Origin of the sequence: Weissella viridescens, from assembly GCF_014789145.1 — a bacterium.
Classification (GTDB): domain Bacteria; phylum Bacillota; class Bacilli; order Lactobacillales; family Lactobacillaceae; genus Weissella; species Weissella viridescens.
Window position 1 is genome coordinate 1366529 of the sequence record NZ_CP061835.1, and the last position, 20903, is coordinate 1387431.

15 protein-coding genes are annotated in these 20903 nt (G+C 41.7%); 2 read left to right on the forward strand and 13 right to left on the reverse strand.

The window, feature by feature from the left end; translation table 11 throughout:
- Positions 1-355: 355 nt before the first annotated feature.
- From IE337_RS06815 to IE337_RS06840, 6 genes are all read right to left on the reverse strand, one after another.
- Positions 356-4678 (reverse strand): PolC-type DNA polymerase III, encoded by a 4323-nt coding sequence (locus tag IE337_RS06815; protein WP_191136255.1) that lies wholly within the window; start codon positions 4676-4678, stop codon positions 356-358.
- Between the two features lie 97 nt (positions 4679-4775).
- On the reverse strand, positions 4776-6497 hold the full coding sequence (locus IE337_RS06820) for a proline--tRNA ligase (protein WP_057746579.1): 1722 nt from the start codon (positions 6495-6497) through the stop codon (positions 4776-4778).
- Positions 6498-6630: 133 nt separating this feature from the next.
- A complete protein-coding gene (gene rseP, locus IE337_RS06825; protein WP_191136256.1) occupies positions 6631-7887 on the reverse strand; it encodes an RIP metalloprotease RseP in 1257 nt (418 codons plus the stop codon).
- A 143-nt stretch (positions 7888-8030) separates the two neighbouring features.
- Positions 8031-8822: a phosphatidate cytidylyltransferase gene (locus IE337_RS06830; protein ID WP_057746585.1), complete on the reverse strand. Its 792-nt coding sequence runs from the start codon at positions 8820-8822 to the stop codon at positions 8031-8033.
- Positions 8823-8843: 21 nt separating this feature from the next.
- The gene (locus tag IE337_RS06835) at positions 8844-9632 is read right to left on the reverse strand and encodes an isoprenyl transferase (protein ID WP_057746588.1); all 789 of its coding nucleotides are present in this window, start codon (positions 9630-9632) and stop codon (positions 8844-8846) included.
- A gap of 109 nt (positions 9633-9741) precedes the next feature.
- Positions 9742-10566: a Cof-type HAD-IIB family hydrolase gene (locus IE337_RS06840; RefSeq protein ID WP_191136257.1), complete on the reverse strand. Its 825-nt coding sequence runs from the start codon at positions 10564-10566 to the stop codon at positions 9742-9744.
- Positions 10567-10775: 209 nt separating this feature from the next.
- On the opposite strand from IE337_RS06840, the gene IE337_RS06845 reads away from it, so the two are divergent.
- Positions 10776-11597: a hypothetical protein gene (locus tag IE337_RS06845; protein WP_191136258.1), complete on the forward strand. Its 822-nt coding sequence runs from the start codon at positions 10776-10778 to the stop codon at positions 11595-11597.
- A gap of 34 nt (positions 11598-11631) precedes the next feature.
- Here the strand turns inward: IE337_RS06845 and IE337_RS06850 are convergent, their stop codons facing one another.
- Positions 11632-12168, reverse strand: a complete 537-nt coding sequence (locus IE337_RS06850; protein WP_057746597.1) for a phosphoribosyltransferase — start codon at positions 12166-12168, stop codon at positions 11632-11634.
- A gap of 3 nt (positions 12169-12171) precedes the next feature.
- Positions 12172-13467, reverse strand: a complete 1296-nt coding sequence (locus tag IE337_RS06855; RefSeq protein ID WP_191136259.1) for an adenylosuccinate synthase — start codon at positions 13465-13467, stop codon at positions 12172-12174.
- Between the two features lie 294 nt (positions 13468-13761).
- On the opposite strand from IE337_RS06855, the gene IE337_RS06860 reads away from it, so the two are divergent.
- Positions 13762-15069 carry an NCS2 family permease gene (locus tag IE337_RS06860; RefSeq protein ID WP_112468194.1) on the forward strand — a complete coding sequence of 436 codons (1308 nt, stop codon included), beginning with the start codon at positions 13762-13764 and terminating at the stop codon, positions 15067-15069.
- Positions 15070-15208: 139 nt separating this feature from the next.
- Here the strand turns inward: IE337_RS06860 and IE337_RS06865 are convergent, their stop codons facing one another.
- From IE337_RS06865 to IE337_RS06885, 5 genes are all read right to left on the reverse strand, one after another.
- Positions 15209-16957: a septation ring formation regulator EzrA gene (locus tag IE337_RS06865; protein WP_191136260.1), complete on the reverse strand. Its 1749-nt coding sequence runs from the start codon at positions 16955-16957 to the stop codon at positions 15209-15211.
- A gap of 256 nt (positions 16958-17213) precedes the next feature.
- The gene (gene rpsD / locus IE337_RS06870; protein ID WP_072152358.1) at positions 17214-17825 is read right to left on the reverse strand and encodes a 30S ribosomal protein S4; all 612 of its coding nucleotides are present in this window, start codon (positions 17823-17825) and stop codon (positions 17214-17216) included.
- A gap of 239 nt (positions 17826-18064) precedes the next feature.
- Positions 18065-18766: a GntR family transcriptional regulator gene (locus tag IE337_RS06875; protein WP_191136261.1), complete on the reverse strand. Its 702-nt coding sequence runs from the start codon at positions 18764-18766 to the stop codon at positions 18065-18067.
- An 11-nt stretch (positions 18767-18777) separates the two neighbouring features.
- Entirely contained in the window at positions 18778-19944 is a 1167-nt protein-coding gene (nagA, locus tag IE337_RS06880) for an N-acetylglucosamine-6-phosphate deacetylase (protein WP_191136884.1), read from the reverse strand.
- A gap of 94 nt (positions 19945-20038) precedes the next feature.
- On the reverse strand, positions 20039-20854 hold the full coding sequence (locus tag IE337_RS06885) for an HAD family hydrolase (RefSeq protein WP_191136262.1): 816 nt from the start codon (positions 20852-20854) through the stop codon (positions 20039-20041).
- Between the last annotated feature and the right edge of the window lie 49 nt (positions 20855-20903).

Here is a 20903-nt window from a genome sequence, read left to right on the forward strand (position 1 = left end):
TCAATTTTTCTTTTTGTTGTTTAACAGATTGTTAAACGAATTTACTAGCGAATTGACTTCGCAAATGTTTGCACCAAATAAATTTGGTGACCCTACACATTTGTTTATATCGAAACGATATTCAGTTTTCAATGATCTACTTGTATTTACCAAGAAGTTGTTTTACCAACGACTCAACTTGATTAATAATACAGATTGCTAAGCAGAATGTCAACAACTTTTTTTCGCTGTTTTTTGAACATTTCGAATTGCTTTAACAACATTTATTACTATAAGCCTAAACCGAATGTTCGTCAACTACTTATTTTTAAATGATTTTCCTGAACAATAAAAAAGCCGGCCAAGGCCGACTTTTTTAAAACAATGCAAGTTGATTTTCGTCTGGCATACCTGTTAGTACGCCGTTCTCATTAAAGAAATCCATGAGCGTCTTGGACACGCCACCACGTTGTGCAAGATCTTCCTTGGATAAGAATTCACCTTCAGCACGTGCTGCAACAATACGCTTCGCAACGTTATCACCTAAGCCAGGTACTGAATTAAATGGCGCAATTAAGGTATTCCCTTCAATAATCCATTGTTCTGAATCTGATTTATACAAATCAACCATACTAAAATCGTAACCCCGCTCTAAAGCTTCATTGGCAATTTCCAATACGGTTAGCAAATCTTTATCTTTAGCAGAAGCATCATTTCCTTGTTGCTTAATTTCTTGAATCTTAGATTTCGTTGAATTCAATCCACGTGACATCGCAACAATATCAAAGTTAGTTGCCCGCACTGAGAAATAAGCTGCGTAATACAACATTGGGAAATAAACCTTGTAGTATGCGATACGTAACGCCATTAAGACATATGCCGCCGCGTGCGCACGGGGGAACATGTACCTAATCTTGAAACAAGACTCAATATACCATTCTGGAACACCCGCTTCCCGCATTTCAGCCTGGTACTCTTCAGACACACCTTTTCCTTTACGTACCTTTTCCATAATCTGAAAGGCCGATTCAGGTTGTACACCATAATTAATTAAGTCGGTCATAATCTTGTCACGCGTTCCAATAACCGTTCCAATATTGGCAACGCCATCCTTAATCAATTCATCCGCATTTCCACGCCACACATCAGTTCCGTGTGAAAGCCCTGAAATCTGCAACAACTCAGAATAATTCTTTGGATGCGTCTCTTCCAACATGCCTCGAACGAATGCCGTTCCAAATTCTGGCACACCTAAAGTCCCAGTTTTAGACATGATTTGCTCTTCGGTCACACCCAAAACTTCAGGTGATGAGAAAAGACTCATGACACCCGGGTCATCCATTGGAATCGTGTGGGGATCAATTCCTGACATATCTTGTAGGGCACGAATCATCGTTGGATCATCATGTCCCAAAATATCCATCTTCAAAATATTATCGTGAATTGAATGGAAATCAAAGTGAGTCGTTTTCCATGTCGCCGAGAGGTCATCCGCCGGAAATTGAATTGGTGTGAAGTCATAGATTTCCATATCATCAGGAACAATTAGAATTCCCGCTGGGTGTTGTCCAGTTGTTCGTTTAACACCAGTTGCACCAGTTGCCAATCGATCAATCTCTGCACCGCGCAAGTGAAGTTCATTCTCGCGTTCGTAGGCCTTGGCATAACCATACGCAGTCTTATCCGCCACAGTCGCGATAGTTCCCGCACGGAATACATTATTCTCACCAAATAACGATTTCATATAATTGTGAGCATAAGGTTGGTAGTCACCAGAGAAATTCAAATCAATATCCGGAACCTTGTTTCCCTTAAACCCAAGGAAAGTCGCGAACGGGATATTGTGTCCATCCCCAATTAAACGGGTTCCATCAATAGGACTAAACTTTTCAGGCAAGTCATACCCTGATTCATATTTTCGCGGATCAGCAAATTCAACATAATCACCAGAGGCGCTACGATAATGTGGTGGCAAAGCGTTCACTTCGGTCACACCAATCAAAAGCGCGACTAGTGACGAACCAACTGATCCACGTGAACCAACTAAGTAACCGTCCTTGTTTGATTTGGCCACTAACCGCTGCGCAACCAAATAAATAACCGAGAACCCGTTGGAGATAATCGATTTTAATTCCTGCTCAATACGCGCTTCAATCACTAACGGCAATGGATTTCCATACATTTCATGTGCTGTATCATATGTTCGTTGCTTAATTTCTTCTTCTGCTGTCGGCATGTTAGGCGGATAATTCCCCGACTTAATTGCTTCAACATCATCCACCATATCAACAATCTTGTGTGGATTATCAATGACTAGCTTTTCAGCCTGTTCCTGTCCCATCCAGGCAAAATCATCCATAACTTCTTGCGTTGTTCTGAAATGCAAATCCGGCAAACTATAACGATTAAGTGGGTTAGCTCCACCTTGCGAGCTAATTAAGACCTTTCGGTAGATGCCGTCTTCCGGGTTCAAATAATGCACATCCCCTGTTACAACCACAGGTTTATCAAGTTGTTCACCAATAGCTACCGCTTGTTGCATAAGCTCACGTAAACGTGCCTCATCTTGAATCAACTCAGCTTCAATTGCTGGTACGTAATTAGCCGAAGGATGTATTTCAATATAATCGTAGTACTTTGCTTTTTCAGTTGCTTCAGCGATTCCTTTTTGCATCAAAGCTTCCCAGAACTCGCCAGACGTATCCCCTGTTCCAACTAGCAAACCATCCCGATATTTATTCAACAAAGAACGTGGTACCCGTGGAACACGATAAAAGTAATTGGTATTTGCTTCAGAAATCAGCTTATAGAGGTTCTTAACACCTTGTTGATGCTGCACTAATAAGACTGCTTTATTCGGCCGTCCATGACGCCAAGCATCATGTTCAGTCATGTGATCATTGAGTTGATCGGCATATTCAATATCATAGTCTTTCTTTGCTTGCGCTAAGAAAATTTGATTCAAATGACCAGTCGTTTCCGCATCATAAATGGCACGATGATGGTGTTCCAAATTAACATTGAAATGTTTTGCTAACGTATTCAAACGGTATGAACGCATGTTTGGATATAGAAAACGAGCAAACGTTAGTGTATCAATAACTGAATTTGTAATCGTTGGCATACCATACCGAACAAATGCCTCGTTCACAAACCCAACGTCGAAAGTTACATTATGCCCAACTAAAATATCATCCCCGTAAAATTCTCGGAACTCTTCCAAGACTTGCTTTTCCGACTTTGAACCTTGGACATCCGCATCAGTAATGGACGTTAAATTCACGGTCGTTTCGCTAAGTGAAAAGCCAGGATCAATAAACTCAGAGAATTCTGCAATAACATTCCCTTTTTGCATCTTAACTGCAGATAATTCAATAATGCGATCGTAGGCAGCTGATAATCCCGTTGTTTCAATATCGAATACCACGTATTCAGCACCATCCAACACCTTATGCTGTGGGTTCAGAACAATTGGTTCACCATCTTCCACCAAATTCACTTCAACCCCATACAGCATTTTAATGCCATTTTTAGCAGCCGAAGTCGCCGCTTCTGGGAAACCTTGCGCTCCCGCTGTGTCGGTAATGGCAATTGCATCCATTCCCCAGTCAGCCGCTTGCTTCACATACTCACCAATACTATTTGTCGCATCCATCGTCGACATCAAAGAATGTGTATGTAATTCAACCCGCTTTTTTTCACCTTCGTAAGGGTCTTTGCGACTTGGATGATTAATAATTTCAATGTCGTACGCCGTCATCGTCAAATCACGTGCGTAGTCATCTTGTTGAATTGGCCCCCGGGCTTTAAGCCACGTACCAACCTTAAGCTTCTCAAAAAAGGCATCTTCATCCTCATCACGTGAAAATTTCTTCACAATAAATGAACTGGTGTAGTCTGTGACCTTTAATTGAATTAATTGACGTCCAGACTTTAACTCTCGTGCTTCAGATGCAAATATATAACCTTCAATGACTGCCGAACGCTCTTCTTCTTCGATCTCAATCATCGGAGTTGCTGCTAAATCACTCGCCATTTTACGACCAATGGCACGATCTGAATTTGCTTTGGCTGGCTTGCTACTTGCTGACTGTTTGCGCTGTTGTTGTGCTTGTTCGATTTGGACCTTGGCTTGTTCCGCAAGGGTTTGCTCTTGTTGTGCCCGTTGCATTGCCATTTGTGCTGCGGATTCGGCCGCTTTTTGTTCATCAACTTGAATATCAACGGGTAAATCATGCTTTACCCCTAATTTACGATATTGTTCGTTAATAATCGCCATTCCCGTTTGTTGTGCATACTTTGCCCAAGCTTGGTTGGCAAAGACCAATACTAAATGGTCACCTTGGACGTGTGGCATCACTTGTGAGAAGGCACCTTGAAAAGCCCCCGAGCGTTGTGTCGTTTGCTGCAAAACCCATGACCAATAACTAGCTAATTCATTTAAGTCCGGTTGTGTTTGCAAAGTGATTTGATAACTACACTGCGCAATCGACGCAAAAGTACTCTGCATGCGGTTCACTAAATTAGCGAAATCGGCTACTGGTGGTAAAGCCGTAAAAGCAAAGTTAAATTGCCACACACGTGACTTTTTGTGGACAACCAGTTTTTCTAAGGCTGCGCCGTTAAAGCTTTCTGGAATTGTTTCAAAATCAAGCTGCTTGAGTAAAGTTTGAAATTGTTCCTGTGCTGATAAAGCCATCCGTTGCCTCCATTCTCTTTTCATTTCACTCTATTATAACAAGGTAATCGAAAAATAAAAAAACCCAAGGGATTCCTTAGGTTTTCTTATTTTATTGTTAGTTCGTATGTTCAGCTTCCCCACCGAGTAAAATCCCCAATGTATTAGCTAATTCTTCAACACGGACTTCAATGCTTTCTTCAGCCTTACGTAGCTTAACTTCTACGATGCCTTCATCAGCTTTTTTACCGACAGTCACTCGGACTGGCAAACCAATTAAATCAGAATCCGCAAACTTAACACCTGGACGTTCGTTACGATCATCCAAAAGCACTGAGTAACCTGCAGCTTCAAGATCTTGATTAATTGTATCCGTTAATTGACGTTGTTCTTCTGTCTTATATTTAATTGGCACTAAGTGAATATCCCATGGGGCAACTTCGCTTGGCCAAGCAAGTCCATTTTCATCGGCATTTTGTTCAGCAATTGCAGATAGCAAACGTGACACACCAATCCCATAGCTACCCATGATGACGTCAGTTTGACGTCCATTGGCGTCAAGCACTTGTGCTCCCAAAGCCTTTGAGTAACGTGTACCAAGTTTAAAGATATGTCCAACTTCAATTCCAGAGGTGAACTGGAGCTTACCCTTACCATCAATGGCTGGGTCGCCTTCACGTGCCACACGAATATCAGCAACTTCATCAATGCGGAAGTCGCGGTCAATATTTGCATTCAAGAAATGGAAGCCAGCTTCATTGGCACCAACTGTTAGGTTAACCATGTCAGTTACCCATTCATCAGCAATAATCTTGACGTCTTCACCGACACCGACTGGTCCCAACGAACCAAATCCAGCACCAAGCAAGGTTACAGCTTCATCTTCCGTTGCCAAACGGACTTCTTCAGCACCAGTAGCATGTTGAATCTTGACTGGGTTTACTTCAAAGTCTCCACGAACTAGCGCCAACACTGGTTGTTCATCTGCAAACATCAAAATACTCTTAACCAATTGGTCTGGAGTTGTTTGCAAGTATTCAGCTAACTCACCAATTGTTTCGACTTCGGGAGTCGCAATTTTTTCGCAATCAAGCAGGGCAGCATGTGACTTGTTTGGTACATATAAATCTTTAGCCATTTCTAAATTAGCCGCATAGTCAGAAGCATCTGAGTATGCAATGACATCTTCACCAGCTGCTGCAGGCGCTGAGAATTCCTTTGAATCTGAACCACCCATGGCTCCAGCATCCCCAACAATCACACGATAATCAAGACCAACACGATCTAGGATGCGGACAAAGGCAGCTTCCATCTGATCGTATGCCTCATCAAGTCCCGCTTCATCAACGGCAAATGAGTAAGCATCCATCATCATAAATTCACGTCCACGCAACAACCCAAAACGAGGTCGATTTTCATCACGGAACTTGGTTTGGATTTGATACAAAGATAATGGCAAACGCTTATATGACTTAATGTCATCCCGAATCAATTGCGTCATTGTTTCTTCGTGTGTTGGGCCAAGAATCATATCCCGATTGTGACGGTTCTTCAACTTGAACAAGTTTGGTCCATACGTATCGTATCGGCCTGATTCTTGCCATAATTCAGCTGGCAACAAGACTGGATTCAACATTTCTGAAGCATCTGCTGGATCCATTTCTTCACGGATAATCGCTTCAATTTTGTTTAACACACGTTGTGCAAGTGGCAAGTAAGCATAAACACCTGCTGAAACCGGACGAATATATCCGGCACGTAACATCATTTGATGTGAAATCACTTCTGCATCAGCAGGAACTTCACGCAATGTTGGAATAAAGACTTTTGATTGTTTCATATTTTCCCCAACCCTTATTTTTTCGCAATAACTTGTAACGACTCTTTTAGATATCTTACCATATAACTTAAAAATTGCGCCAATTACTTAAAAAAGTGATGTCCTTATGAGAACATCACTTTTTTATATCAATTTATTTAATAAAATAACGCATGAGATCATTACCGGTTACTGCAATCATCAAAACCACTAGCAATGCAGCTCCGGCCATAGTCAAACCAAGCTCAAACTTTTCAGAAATTGGGCGCCTAAAAATCGCCTCCAACAAGTTTAAAAAGAGTTTTCCTCCGTCTAAGGCTGGAATAGGCAACAAGTTCATCATCCCCAAATTAATCGACAGCATTGCTGTAAAACTAATCACGCTGATAATCCCGAAGGCGCTAGCCGTTTGCGTATTCTTATAAATCGCAACTGGTCCACCCAGCTTATTCAATGAGAAATTCTGGAAAAGCCCGATAATAGCGTGCCAAATTTGTGTCACCGATTGAACAGTCACTTGCCAAGCATAATTTAAACGCGCCCCTGGCGCTTTAGTCATGGCTGGTGTCACCCCGATTTGTCGGACTTTTTGACCTTGAACGGTCTTAGTCTGCGGTGTAACAGTTGTTTCATGACTTTTTCCAGCGCGCTGATAAGTAACCATTAAGTTCTTAGATGTCGACATCTGGACCTGTGTCTGCATGGCTTGCCATGATTTAACTGGCTTGCCATCAATTTTTTCAATGTGATCACCTGACTTCAAACCAGCTTGCATCGCTGCTGAATGGTTTTGCACATGATCAAGGTTCGTAGTGGTCACGCCTGGCAACGCAAAGGCCACCCCCACGAATAAAATAATCGTTAACAAAAAGTTATTCATTGGCCCGGCAAAGTTAATTAAAGCACGTTGCCAAAGTTTAGCCGATTCAAATTGTGTATCACGTGGTGCAATTAAGACCGCGGTTCCATCCGGTTCAATCATCGTCGCGTCACGATCAACCGCTAAACGCGTCATGGTTGCATCGCCTTCAAAGTAGCCTTCTAAATACAAATCATCAACTAAATCAAAATCATTCACAACAAATGGACGTCCACCAATAATTTCAACTTGATCCGATAAATTAATTTGATCGACAACTTGATCAGTCAAACCAACCGTCACTGTCATACCGGCTTGGAGCGGATTTTCTTCAGCTTCAGCGCGACTGGCCATTCGGACATACCCACCAACCGGCAGAATACGTAAGGTATAAGTCGTACCATTATATTGTTTTTGGAATAATTTTGGTCCCATGCCAATGGCAAATTCGCGCACACGAACCCCTGCCTTTTTAGCAAAAAAGAAGTGACCAAATTCATGCACCATGACAATAACACCAAATACAAGGATAAACGTTATTAATGTCTGCATTATACTCTCCATTTTCTCTAAAGATTACTGTTACTGACAAGTTTAATATATTATCGCCCAGAACATGGCGTTCTTTATAAAAAATTATGCTTTCAAAATAAAAAGACATGGTGCCCATGCACCATGTCTTTTTTCATTTTAAATTACATGCAACCCAACAAGTAGAAGACTGGGAATGCAATTAACATTGAATCAAAGCGATCCAAAATACCACCATGACCAGGAAGGATTGTTCCTGAATCTTTGACCTTGTAGAAACGCTTCAAAGCGGATTCAATCAAATCACCAAATTGTCCGGCAATTGAAATCACGACGGCAATCAATACCATCAATGCCCAACCGTAATGTAGCGGTACAAAGTAAGCATACACGGCTGCAACTAAAACAGCACTTACAGTTCCACCAATTGAACCTTCCCAAGTCTTGTTCGGACTAATTGCTGGAGCAAGCTTGTGCTTACCAATTTTACGACCAATCATGTAAGCCCCTGAGTCAGTTGTCCAAACAATCAATAACACAAAGAAGAGTGAGCCAAGTCCGGCAAATCGTGCTTGCACAAACATGTTGAAACCAAGCCCAATATACATCATCGCAAGTGTGAAGACGCCAGCATCTTCAAACGTGAACTTATTCTTAGTCAACACCGTATGAACTAGCATCAACAATACGAAAATGTAAAGCATCGTTGATCGGTGCATAATTACAGGTGCATCAATTGCTGACATGAATTCGGGTGGCAACGTCATCACGGCTGCCCCAACCATTGCTAGAATTGCTCCAAAATCAATGAGCAATGTGCGTCGCATTAGTACAATTTCGCTCGTTGCAATCACAGCCAAAGCGGCTGCCAAAATTTGAATCCAAATGCCACCAGCAAAAACAATTGGCAAGAAGATCGCCAATGCAACTACTGCGGTAATAACTCTCGTTCGCATAATATTAAATTCCTTATCTTTTTACTTTTGGTTACTCTTGTTTTCAACGAGTCCACCGAAACGGCGGTCGCGATTTTGGTAGGTGATCAGATTGTCAAAGAAAATGTCTGCCGTCAAATCTGGCCACAACACATCTGTAAAGACAAATTCGGCATAGGCCGATTGCCAAAGTAAGAAATTCGACAATCGTTCTTCCCCACCAGTCCGAATTAACAAATCTGGATCAGCTAAAGCGCCAAGTTGACGTGTCATGAGATGCTGACTCACCGTATTTTCCGTGATGTCATCAACAGCAAGTTCACCTTGTGCGACTGCCGTCGCAATTTCTTGAACACCGGTAACAATCTCAGCCCGCGACCCGTAGTTCAAGGCAAAGTTCAAAACCATACCGGTATTATCTGCTGTTTGTGCCACGGCATCTAAAACAACGCGTTGCGTATCAGTTGGTACTCCAGTGATATCTCCAATGATTTCTACGCGGATATTATTAGCTTTTAGCTCTGGAATAAACGTATCAAAGAACCGACCTGGTAGTTTCATCAAGAAACCAACTTCATCTTCAGGGCGTTTCCAATTCTCAGTTGAAAAGGCATATAACGTTAAGACTTCAACACCTACCTCAGCGGCAGCTTTAGCAACCGTCTTAACAACTTCCATGCCACGTTGATGCCCAGCAATTCTTGGCATCCCTCTTTTTTTGGCCCAACGACCATTCCCATCCATAATCATCGCAACATGCTTGGGAATTCGATCCAGATCTAAAGTCGCGGGGACGTCATCTGGCATCGATTTTGAACGATTAAAAATCATGGCAATTCCTCCGCCATCAAATGTAGTGTTATTTGTTTTTATGCATAATTCGCACTAACAACAATCTTATCAGGTATTGCGTCTAAATTTTATAAATAATTCCTTAAAATTAAGCCAGGTCACCCTTCAGAATGGCTTCAATCGTATCTAGAACACCATCATGATTGTTATCAGCTAATGCTGTTTCTGAAATTGCTTCATGCATAAATGGTTCTGCGTTTGGCATCACAAAGGGATGTCCAACATAGTTAAGCATCTCTAAATCATTGGCGTTATCACCAATTGCCACCATTTCTGCTGGCGTCAAATGCCATTTTTTCGCCAAAGCTTCAAGGGCTGTCCGCTTGTTCACGTTTGGCGCTAAGATATCGACCATCCCAAAGCCTGATCCTGTAACGTGCATCTCACCCTCAAATTCAGTCTTGAGCGACTCAATGTGTGGGTTTACATCTGCATCTTGCTCCCAAATTAATGAAACGCGCAGGATATCATCTTCAATGTCACTAAATTTTTCAACTTGGTATAGATTATGAAAGAAGAAATGGAGCATTTTCATTAGTTCTGGCGTCGCATGGTTTGAAACATATGCACCATTCACTCCAGAAATCAAAATAAGATTATCTTGAACGGAAAAATGCTTTGCATTCCATTCCAAAACAGCCTGTACTTGTTCACGACTCAGTGCTTGCTCTGCAATAATCGTATCTTGACTTGTCACAACAGCCCCATTGTCAGAAATATAGGTCACCTGGTCTGCACCAACTGGCTCAAAATAAGATTCCAATTTTGCCCTTTGGTTGCCACTAGCGGCAACGAAGCGAATGTCTTGTGCTTGCATTTGCTTCAACAATTGTTGCATCCGTTCCGTATTGAATTTTTTGTCGTCATTCAATAAGGTGCCATCCATATCCGTGGCAATTAATCTAATGGCCATATGCTATACCTGCCTTTTTTATTCTTATCTTCAATATTAAAAAAACGTTCTAAACCTTTTCTATTTTAAACGTCTGACTTGTAGAATGCTACCTTTTTACTTGATATCCCATCACTACCATCACTTATTTTCAGCCATTTCCCAAGTTTATGTTAGAATTAATGAAGACATTTTACTTAAATACATACAAATTCATGAAAGGCAGCCCTATGGATCAAGATTATACCAACCGGCTCAATCGCCTCGATCAGCTCAACACCGTTGAAGAGACCGTCGGACATACCCCTAAGCGTCCACATCGTCGCCCGCAACCTATTTACACTGATAAGATGTTCTGGGTTTTGATGGTCGTTTCAGTTTTATCACAGCTAGCCATCTGGTGGATTTATCCACTCATCTATTCAAAACATCTTGTTGGTGGTCCTTGGCAGGAAAATCCACTCTTAGTTTTTTATAGTATCTTACTGGCCCTGGCGACTTACCTAACTTTTTCATACGGATTAACATCCCGTATCAATTATTTATTCATTTTAGTCCCACTCGCATTCATTTATTTTTTGTACCAACAAATGACGGTCCAGCAAATCATTCTATTGATTTTATTACCACTAAGTCTGTTTCTGATTAACATTAGTTGGTTAAATTTACAGAATATTCTGGGATTAATACTTTACTCTGGGATTGCCACACTCTCATTACCGGTCGTTATTTTTTATCAACAAAACACATTTTTAACGACCCCTTTTCTGTTAAGTCTACTGCCGTTATTTCTTTGCTACCTCTATTATATGAGTAGTATTTTCATTCCAGATGGACAAAACAAGCGTATTACTAGCCTTATATTTGGCATCATTCTATTAATTAACGTTTTAACGTTACCTTGGAACTTTTGGACCTTCTTGGCGATTGTTGTCATTGTGATTACCTGGATGGTTTTCATTAACTTCGATCTTAAGTTCAAATATCGTATGGGGTTTTTATCATTCTTTGAAATGATAACGGTTTTAATCATTTTTCTACAACAACGCTAAAAAAGGTATTCTCAAATGAGAATACCTTTTTTATTTAGTCGTCTAATAATTCTAAAATTTTAACTGAATCCATATTACGGAAGTTTTCATTATAATCCATACCGTAACCAACTAAAAATTCATTCGGCACTTTAGCTCCGACAAAGTCAACATCAACATCCCCATTGAAACCATCCGGACGCTTATCTGTGGCCACTGCAATATAAACACGTTTAGCACCGCGTTGCTCAAAGTCAGCCTTTAAGTAACGTAAAGTTAGTCCAGAATCAACCACTTCATCCATGATTAACACCGTTTTACCAGCTAAATCGGTTTTTAGGTCACGTTGAATCGTAATGTGTCCAGTCGAATGATCCCCAACATAACTGGAAACATCAATATAATCCATAATTACATCGTGACGGTCCATCGCCCGCAAAAGGTCAGCCATCCAAATATAGGCCCCCTTCATTACACCAACCACGACTAATTCTTCATCAGCCGTTGCGGCATTAATTTCACTGGCCACCCGTTGCACCATTGCTTGAATATCTTCAGGTGTTAGGACCGTTTGTTGCAACTTGTATTCCATTAATTAAGCCTCTTCGTTCCAAATATTAAATAAGACATTGGTTTGTTCGTTTGAAGGTCCGACTGCGAAAGTATATAGTGGCACACCAATCAACTCTTCGACACGCTTCAAGTAACGTTGTGCATTTTCAGGTAAGTCTTCGCGACGACGTACACCGGTAATATCTTCATCCCAACCAGGTAATTCTTCATACACCGGTTCTGCACGACGCACTTCAGCTAAGCTAGCTGGGTAGTGTTCGATTGTTTCGCCGTCAAGCTTATAGGCAACTGCAATCTTCAATGTTGGCAATCCAGAAAGCACATCCAATGAGTTTAGTGATAGGTGAGTGAACCCACCAATACGAGCTGCATGACGTAACACAACAGTATCAAGCCAACCAATTCGGCGTGGACGCTTTGTCACGACACCATATTCATGCCCGACACGACGAATCGTCTCACCAACTTCGTCAAACAATTCAGTTGGGAAAGGTCCATCTCCAACACGTGACGTATAGGCCTTAGCAACCCCAACAACACAATCAATCTTAGTTGGACCAATTCCAGCACCAATAGTAGCTCCTCCACCAACAGGAGATGAAGACGTTACATATGGATATGTACCATGGTCAATATCCAACATGGCACCTTGGGCGCCTTCAAGCAATACCTGCTTGTCAGAATCCAAGTAATCATTAACTAGTACAGCTGTATCTGTAATATATGGACGCAAAGCATCTCCATAACCGGCAAATTCTGTGACTAGCTCATCTAAATCAAGTGGTGCATGATCATAAATTTTTTCTAGTAATTCGTTTTTGTCTGCCAAAACTGGTGTCAGACGTTCACGTAGAATATCTTCATCTAACAAATCAGTCATTCGAATACCTACACGAGCAGCCTTATCCATATAGGCCGGTCCAATACCGCGACCAGTCGTACCAATCTTACCGTCACCCTTCTTAGCGTCAGATAATTGGTCAATCAACATATGATAAGGGAAAATCACGTGAGCACGGTCTGAAATTCGTAAATTATCAGTGGTCACATTTTTAACTTGAATAGAATGTAATTCTTCAAGCAAGGCCTTAGGGTTCACCACAGAACCATTTCCAATTACAGCCAAGCGTTCGGGATCAAAAATTCCTGATGGAATTGATGACAATTCAAATTTCTCACCATTAACATAAATAGTGTGCCCAGCATTGTTACCACCTTGGTAACGTACAACCATATCAGCATCTTGTGCAATGAAGTTTGTAATCTTTCCTTTACCTTCATCACCCCATTGACTACCAACTACTACGATTCCTGCCATGTGTAAGGATTCCTCATTTCTATCATTTGAAATAACGTTTTTAACTGTTTCAGTATGCACCGCTTGTCTTGACAAAGTTCGCAAAATGCGAACATTACGTCTCAATCACAGTGCAGATCTATTTTAACAACAAACGATGCGCTTGACAAGTTTTTCAAAAAACAATTGTTCGCTTTATTCAGCTATTTAATCGTTTTAAAAAACTAAAGTTCGTGTTTACATTGACTTACTCCTAAAATAGCCTTAAAATATGAAATTGTCACGACTTATAACCCCACATTTTAGGAGGATCCAATGGATACTATTCGCAAATACTTTCAGTTTGATACGTTAAATACGAACTTTCGAACTGAAATCATTGCTGGATTAACAACTTTCGTTTCAATGGCCTACATTCTATTCGTCAACCCAACTGTCTTAGGTGCAGCGGGGATGGATAAAGGGGCTGTCTTCACAGCCACAGCCTTGGCTAGTGCCATCGCCACCATCTTTATGGGTGTGGTTGCCCGTTACCCAATCGGAATTGCACCAGGTCTAGGTGTGAATGCGTTCTTCGCTTATTCGGTTGTCGTTGGGATGGGCATCCCTTGGCAAACCGCCATTGCTGGCGTTTTAGTTGCTGCTATTATTTTCTTAATCATGACTTTATTCAAAGTTCGTGAATTGATTATTGATATCATTCCGCAGGACCTAAAAATTGCCATTGCCGCCGGAATTGGCTTATTCATCGCCTTTCTCGGACTGGTAAATGCTGGCGTGATCATTAAAAACGATGCAACTCTGGTTGGATTGGGACATCTCAGCCAGCCAGCAACACTCTTAGCGGTCTTTGGTGTTTTGGTTACTTTTATCCTAATGGCCCGAAAGGTTCCTGCCGCAATCTTCGTTGGTATGATCATTACAACAATTGCTGGTATGTTGACTGGTTTAATTGATTTTCCACATCACCTTATCTCAACTGCCCCATCTCTTAAGCCCACATTCGGTGTTGCAATCAGCCACTTAGGGGATATCAATTCATTGCAACTTTGGATTGTGGTATTAACTTTCTTAATTGTTACATTCTTCGACACAGCAGGAACTATGATTGGTTTGGCAACCCAAGCTGGATTTATGAAAGATAACAAGATGCCTCGTGTTGGTAGCGCCTTGATGGCTGATGCCGTCGGTATGACCGCGGGTGCCGTCTTAGGAACATCCCCAACTTCTGCTTACGTCGAATCTTCTTCAGGAATGGCAGTCGGTGGTCGCAGTGGTGTTTCAGCAATTACGACTGGTGTCCTATTCCTCTTCGCCTTGCTCTTCTCACCTTTGTTAGCAATTATCACACCTCAAGTCACTGCACCCGCACTTATTGTGGTTGGGGTGCTCATGGCTTCAAACCTACGTGATATTAATTGGGATGATTTTGCCGTTGCTGCTCCCGCCTTTATGATTATCATTGGTATGCCTTTGACTTATTCCATTTCTGATGGTATTGCCCTTGGTTTCATCTTGTACCCTATCATGATGCTTGCAACTAAGCGTGGTAAGCAAGTCCACCCATTAATGTATGTCTTGGCCTTAGTCTTCCTTGTTTTCTTGTACGTCACAATTAAATAAGCTTCTAAGCAAGTCTTTCAGTAAACGTTCCCACAATCACGTGGGGCGTTTTTTTGTATGCAGCACAAAAAATAAGCTTCCATCCGCCACATTAGCCACAAAAAAAGACCCTCGATCATATCGAAAGTCTTTTTATACGTTATCGTTCTGTTTGGGTTTCTTTTTCAGCAAACTCTGCTTGTAACGCTGCTTGTTCTTGTCGATAAAGCGTAACCGTCCGTTCTAAAATACCTGGGTCAACTTGCTCCAAAGCTGCTCCTAAAATGTCAGCAGCTTGCGTATAATCGAATTCCCGTTCGTAGTAGTAACGTGCTTGTTTAGTTGCTTCCACGATTTCTGGATTATCAGGATAATTTTGTGCTTTACGTACTAAGCGCTCAGTGACCGCGGCCGCTTCAAGCATCTTTTCTGTCGCTTCATCCAAACTATCCAAATCTGTGCTTACAATTGCTAATTGTCGCGCGACATCGTCAATATTAATGCGCGCTGCATTCATTTGCTTCTCTGAGCGTTCGAGTTCGTCTGAAACAATATAAAAATCAGATTTATATTGATTTGAGATACCTTGCAAACCTTGGCGCTCAACCCGACCTTGAATCTGACGCATCTTATTCTTTAAGACGACCAAGCGACTTCTTTGTTGATTAAGACGACCAGGTAGTTCAGCAAATTCTTGCCATAACTCACGCTGTTCTTTTTCAATCCGAATCAGTTCGGCTCGAATATTTGCTTGAGGTTCCAAGACTTGTGAGTAGACTACTTCATGCGCATTCACCGCAATCTTCATATCTGAAATTTGACGATCTAAGTTAGATAGTTGCAGATGCCAACTACGAACCATACCATCTTCGTCCTTTGTAAAAATAAAGTCTTGCGATAAACGATCCAATTCAATGTTGAGATCATGATTCAACAACTTATTTTGACGTAAGCCTTCACCCAACTCAGTATTATGTTGGACGACTGCCTTTTGCGCTTGCATTTCTTGTTCAAATGTCTCATATAGCGTATCAATTTGCGTTTGTAACACGTCAATTTGTTCTGATACCTTTTTCAAAAGTAAATCGGCCAGCGCATCTAATGCGGATTGACGTTCTGTTTCCAATTGATCCAAAGTTTGTGCAATATCCGTGTCAAATAAGAAGCCTTCATCATGTAGTCGATTATACGTGGCATTCAATTCAACTAATTGATCCTTAATTGTTGTATCAAGGGTTGTATACAAAGCTGGAATCTGATCAATACGTTGTTCTAACTGAGTCGTCTCCATCCCCAATGATTCATAAATGTCCGCTGCAGCAGCATGATCACCACGCTCGGTTAATCGTGAAAATTCAGCAAACTCATCTTCTAAATTACTCAAGACATCTTCAAGCTTATCAATCGCTGGTCCGAATTGAAAACTCTCAGACAAAAGCAATTTACGTAACTCTTGGTATTCAGATTCCAAGTCCTGCACAGCTTGTTTATGTGCCGCATCAAGTTGCTTTAAATCGCTCAAACCTTGGTTAACGATATCAACCGTTGTTTTAGCATCGCGCACCTGCTGTTGCAATTGGTGCAATGATTGCGTTGCCTTCACAAAATTGGCACCTTGTGAGTCAAACAATACCTGTTCGGCCTGACTATCAATGTCAGCAAACCCATGCTTTTCAAGTTGTTCATATTTACGCTCTAGTATTTCAAATTGCTGTAACGATTGTCCCGTCAAGCTGAGTTGGCGTCCTTCGACAATGCGATCACGCATTGGAATTTGCATCAATTCATCTTTTTCTTGCTTAAGTTTGGTCACCTTATGGGCCGTCAATCGTTGAGAAATGAACACAATGAGGTAGATTGCGGCAGAAACCACAATTAGACCGATTACAATATGGCCAATTTCTGTCATCACTCATTTACTGGTAATTGCTTCCAATTACCAAACTCCTTTTATCCCAGATTTAATTGTTTCTAGCCTATCATGCTAACGCCACAAATGGGGGAATTTAACGTCGCTTTTAGCTTAACTTGGGGTTCTTTACTTTTTTTTAATTGATTGCAACCGTGTGACAGGTGTTTCAGGCTATTTTGATTATTTTTAGGCACAAAAAAAGCACGACATTACTGTCATGCTTTTTTGAACCAAATTCGGTATAACGTTTAAATTATCCCAAACGGTTGTAGTATTCAACGATAAGTGATTCGTTGTATTCGTGATCCAATTCTGAACGTTCTGGGTTACGAACAAGTGAACCCTTCATTTCATCGCGATTGAATTCAACGAATGGCAAAGTACCAGCTTGTGCATCCAATGAAGCTTGGATGTAAACGTTGTTTTGTGACTTCTCACGAACAGTGATCTCTTGACCAACAGCAACTTCGTATGAAGGAATATCAACACGCTTACCATCAACCAAAATGTGGCCGTGGTTTACAAGTTGACGTGCTTGTTGACGCGTTGAGGCCAAGCCCAAACGGTAAACAATGTTGTCCAAACGACGTTCCAACAAGATCATGAAGTTATCACCGTGAGTACCCTTGCGGACACGACCGGCCTTGTTGAACAAGTTGTGGAATTGCTTTTCAGTCAATCCGTAAGTGAAACGAACCTTTTGCTTTTCAGCTAATTGTAGACCATAATCAGATGGCTTTGAACGACGGCCTTGACCGTGATCACCAGGCGCATACGCACGACGTGCAAGTTCTTTACCACTACCTGACAATGAAACGCCTAGACGACGTGACAAACGGTACTTAGGACCAGTATAACGTGACATATTAAATGTCCTCCAGAATTTTTATTTTTGTTGAATTCTAGAGAATTGCCTCACATTCGTGCAATTGACCCACACCTTCACCACTGCAGCGCGGCTACTAGTAATGTTCTCTACCAAGAGGTAGGTCGGTCAATTGGTGACGAGCTGCGGACAATCCGCTGCAGTTTTCAACAGTGTTTTAATATTAACAGAAATAACGTTAACCGGCAAGTACTTTTTTCAGTCAGCATGTGTCGTCATTACCGATCCAAGAAAAACTCGAAGCGTGATCCAACGTACTGCGTACGAACGTATTCAAATGGTTGATCATTTTGATCAAACGTAATTTGCCGTAACACTAAAATTGGATCTCCTCGTCGCATATCTAACAATTCAGCAACACGTTCAGTTACAGCTGCTGCCGTCACCGTCTGCTGAGCTCGGGTTACCCGAATGCCCTGTTTGTCATATAGCGTTTTATACAATGATCCAGTCAACGCTTCGCGATCCAAATCTTTAATCAATTCGGCGGGAATTGAAGCCACCTCAAAGGCGATTGGTTCTCCATCGCCATAACGTACACGCTCCATGCGTAACACTTTAGCATTATCGGGTAAATTCAAGCGCTTCTGTTCAGAAGTCGATGCAGAGATCAAATGATAGCTCATCGTTTTTGAAGTTGCCACCTTACCAGCTGCTGCCATCATATCGGTAAACGAACGGACGCCATTCAATTGTTCTTGTACTTTTGGTTCAGCCACAAAGGTTCCAGACCCAACACGTCGATCTAGCACACCTTCATCTACCAACAGCATAATTGCTTGGCGCAGTGTCATACGTGATACATCAAATTGTTCAGCAAGTTCCCGCTCGGCGGGGATTTTTTCACCGGGACGCCAGCGACCTGCATCAATCGCCTCGCGAATCTCATCATGAATTTTAATATAAACCGGTGCCTTCATTTTCTTCTCTCCTACTTGGGAGCATCCGCCTTTGTAAAATGACGTCCAACACTATAAGTGTCTGTCAATTGACTTAAATCGTGTGTGAATACGTTCAAATCAGCGTCTTTGCCCACTTCCAAGCTTCCTTTTTGTGTTAAATTAAATTCTTTGGCTTGATTTACCGAAGCCATTTGCACTGCTTGCTCAATGCTTGCACCCGTAAAGGTCATCATATTACGGAATGCATCATCAAATTCTAGCACTGAACCAGCAAGAGCGCCATTTTCAAGACGGGCTTGCTTATCCTTCACCCATACTTTTTGGCCACCCAATTCTGATTCACCATCCCCCAAACCTTTGGCACGCATCGAATCAGTGACTAAATCAATGTGTTCAGCGGTCTTAAGTTGATAAGCTAATTTAACCATATCTGGGACCACGTGGAATCCATCCACAATCAACTCACCATTAAGGCTAGGTTCAAGCATAGCATGCCCAGTAACACCCGCTTCACGATGGTGCATGGGCCGTTGCGCGTTGTACAAGTGGGTCACGCGATTAGCCTTTACATGATCTTTCAAAAACTCACGTGTTGCATCTGAATGCCCAATTGATCCGACAATGTGCGCTTGCAACAGATAATCTTCAAATTCAGCTAGATTTTCGGCACGTTCTGGTGCATACGTAATCAAACGGACCCGATTACCTGACAATTCATTCCATTTTTTAACGAGTTCAACTGATGGTGCAATCATATATTGCTCAGGTTGTGCACCCTTATAATGTGGGTTCACAAATGGACCTTCAAGATGGACCCCTTTAATCGCGGGTTCTTGCTGTGCTGCTTCATTAATCGCAATCATCGCTTGATCAATATTTTCGACCGATTGGGTCATTGTTGTTGGAAAAACAGTTGTGATTCCTTCACTCAATTGCCCTTGAACCATTTGCAAGATGTCTTCGACATTACCATCCATTGTATCGAAGCCGTAGGCACCATGCGTATGCACATCGATAAAGCCAGGAACAATAATTTTTTGTTCCATATGCATCGTTTCATCGCCCTCTTTAGGTGTGAAATCTGCCATTGAACCTAAATCTTGTATGGTCTTATTGAAACGAATAAATCCATCTTCAATAACAGGCCTATCTGCATTACCAGTATAAATAGTAGCGTGTACGATTACTTTACTCATCATTTCCCCCTATGAAATTAGCTAGGTAACATGTTCACTTCTATTATAGATGGTCTAGTCCAATTATACCAGTCCAATGTTTAATTTCATGCGACTAAGCCCAACTTAGAATTGTTTTAAGCACACCATCATGGTTATTATCTTCAGTCACATGCTTAAATTCTGGTTGTTCTAATAGGAAGGTCGTGCCATTTGGCATAACATAACCTTGATTGGCTGCTTGCAACATCTCATAATCATTCATGCCATCCCCAAAGGCTACCATTTGTCCCGCTTCACCTGGATTAATTCGGTGCATGAGCCGCGCTAAAGCGACAGCCTTATTCACACCTTCCGGTAAAATATCGACAGTTCCATAACCAGACGTTGTCGCAAAAACCGGCAGCTCGGAGTCATTTAAACGCGTCATCATATCCGTACCGTCTTCGGGCTTTACATCCCATCGACCAGTCACCGTTGTTACAGGACCCGGAACCTCTGTTAAGCTGTTAATTTGATGGATTTGACCATAGAGATCCTGCATAAAGGTATACGTTGTATCCTCAATTTGCCCCATCCCATCAACCAAATACATTTCGCTATCAGTATACGTCCGTAATCCGCCAGTAGGCAACGGTCCTGATTCCGTTAAGAAATGCTGTAAATCACTTAACGTATCTTGGCTAATCATCGTCTTCACGGCAGGTTGGCCAACTGGTTTCACCACAGCCCCATTACTTGCAACAATATCAATGCGGTCTGTAAAGCCTTTAAAAACCTTTTGCACCCATTTTAGTTCACGACCTGTCGCGATAACAAAATGATCCCCTGCTTGGTCTAGTTGTTGCAACACCTGGTCCAATAACGCGCCATTAAACTGCTTATCATCATGCAATAGCGTTCCATCTAAATCTGTAATAATCAATTTCATATAAGCCCCCATATTGATGTTTCAGTGAGTTACTGTTCATGATACAAAA

Coding starts and splice junctions, on each gene's coding strand:
- IE337_RS06845 (WP_191136258.1), top strand. CDS start 10,776: ATGGATCAAGATTATACCAACCGGCTCAATCGCCTCGATCAGCTCAAC.
- rpsD (WP_072152358.1), bottom strand. CDS start 17,825: ATGTCACGTTATACTGGTCCTAAGTACCGTTTGTCACGTCGTCTAGGC.
- IE337_RS06835 (WP_057746588.1), bottom strand. CDS start 9,632: ATGATTTTTAATCGTTCAAAATCGATGCCAGATGACGTCCCCGCGACT.
- rseP (WP_191136256.1), bottom strand. CDS start 7,887: ATGCAGACATTAATAACGTTTATCCTTGTATTTGGTGTTATTGTCATG.
- IE337_RS06840 (WP_191136257.1), bottom strand. CDS start 10,566: ATGGCCATTAGATTAATTGCCACGGATATGGATGGCACCTTATTGAAT.
- IE337_RS06855 (WP_191136259.1), bottom strand. CDS start 13,467: ATGGCAGGAATCGTAGTAGTTGGTAGTCAATGGGGTGATGAAGGTAAA.
- IE337_RS06815 (WP_191136255.1), bottom strand. CDS start 4,678: ATGGCTTTATCAGCACAGGAACAATTTCAAACTTTACTCAAGCAGCTT.
- IE337_RS06850 (WP_057746597.1), bottom strand. CDS start 12,168: ATGGAATACAAGTTGCAACAAACGGTCCTAACACCTGAAGATATTCAA.
- IE337_RS06830 (WP_057746585.1), bottom strand. CDS start 8,822: ATGCGAACGAGAGTTATTACCGCAGTAGTTGCATTGGCGATCTTCTTG.
- nagA (WP_191136884.1), bottom strand. CDS start 19,944: ATGAGTAAAGTAATCGTACACGCTACTATTTATACTGGTAATGCAGAT.
- IE337_RS06885 (WP_191136262.1), bottom strand. CDS start 20,854: ATGAAATTGATTATTACAGATTTAGATGGAACGCTATTGCATGATGAT.
- IE337_RS06860 (WP_112468194.1), top strand. CDS start 13,762: ATGGATACTATTCGCAAATACTTTCAGTTTGATACGTTAAATACGAAC.
- IE337_RS06820 (WP_057746579.1), bottom strand. CDS start 6,497: ATGAAACAATCAAAAGTCTTTATTCCAACATTGCGTGAAGTTCCTGCT.
- IE337_RS06875 (WP_191136261.1), bottom strand. CDS start 18,766: ATGAAGGCACCGGTTTATATTAAAATTCATGATGAGATTCGCGAGGCG.
- IE337_RS06865 (WP_191136260.1), bottom strand. CDS start 16,957: ATGACAGAAATTGGCCATATTGTAATCGGTCTAATTGTGGTTTCTGCC.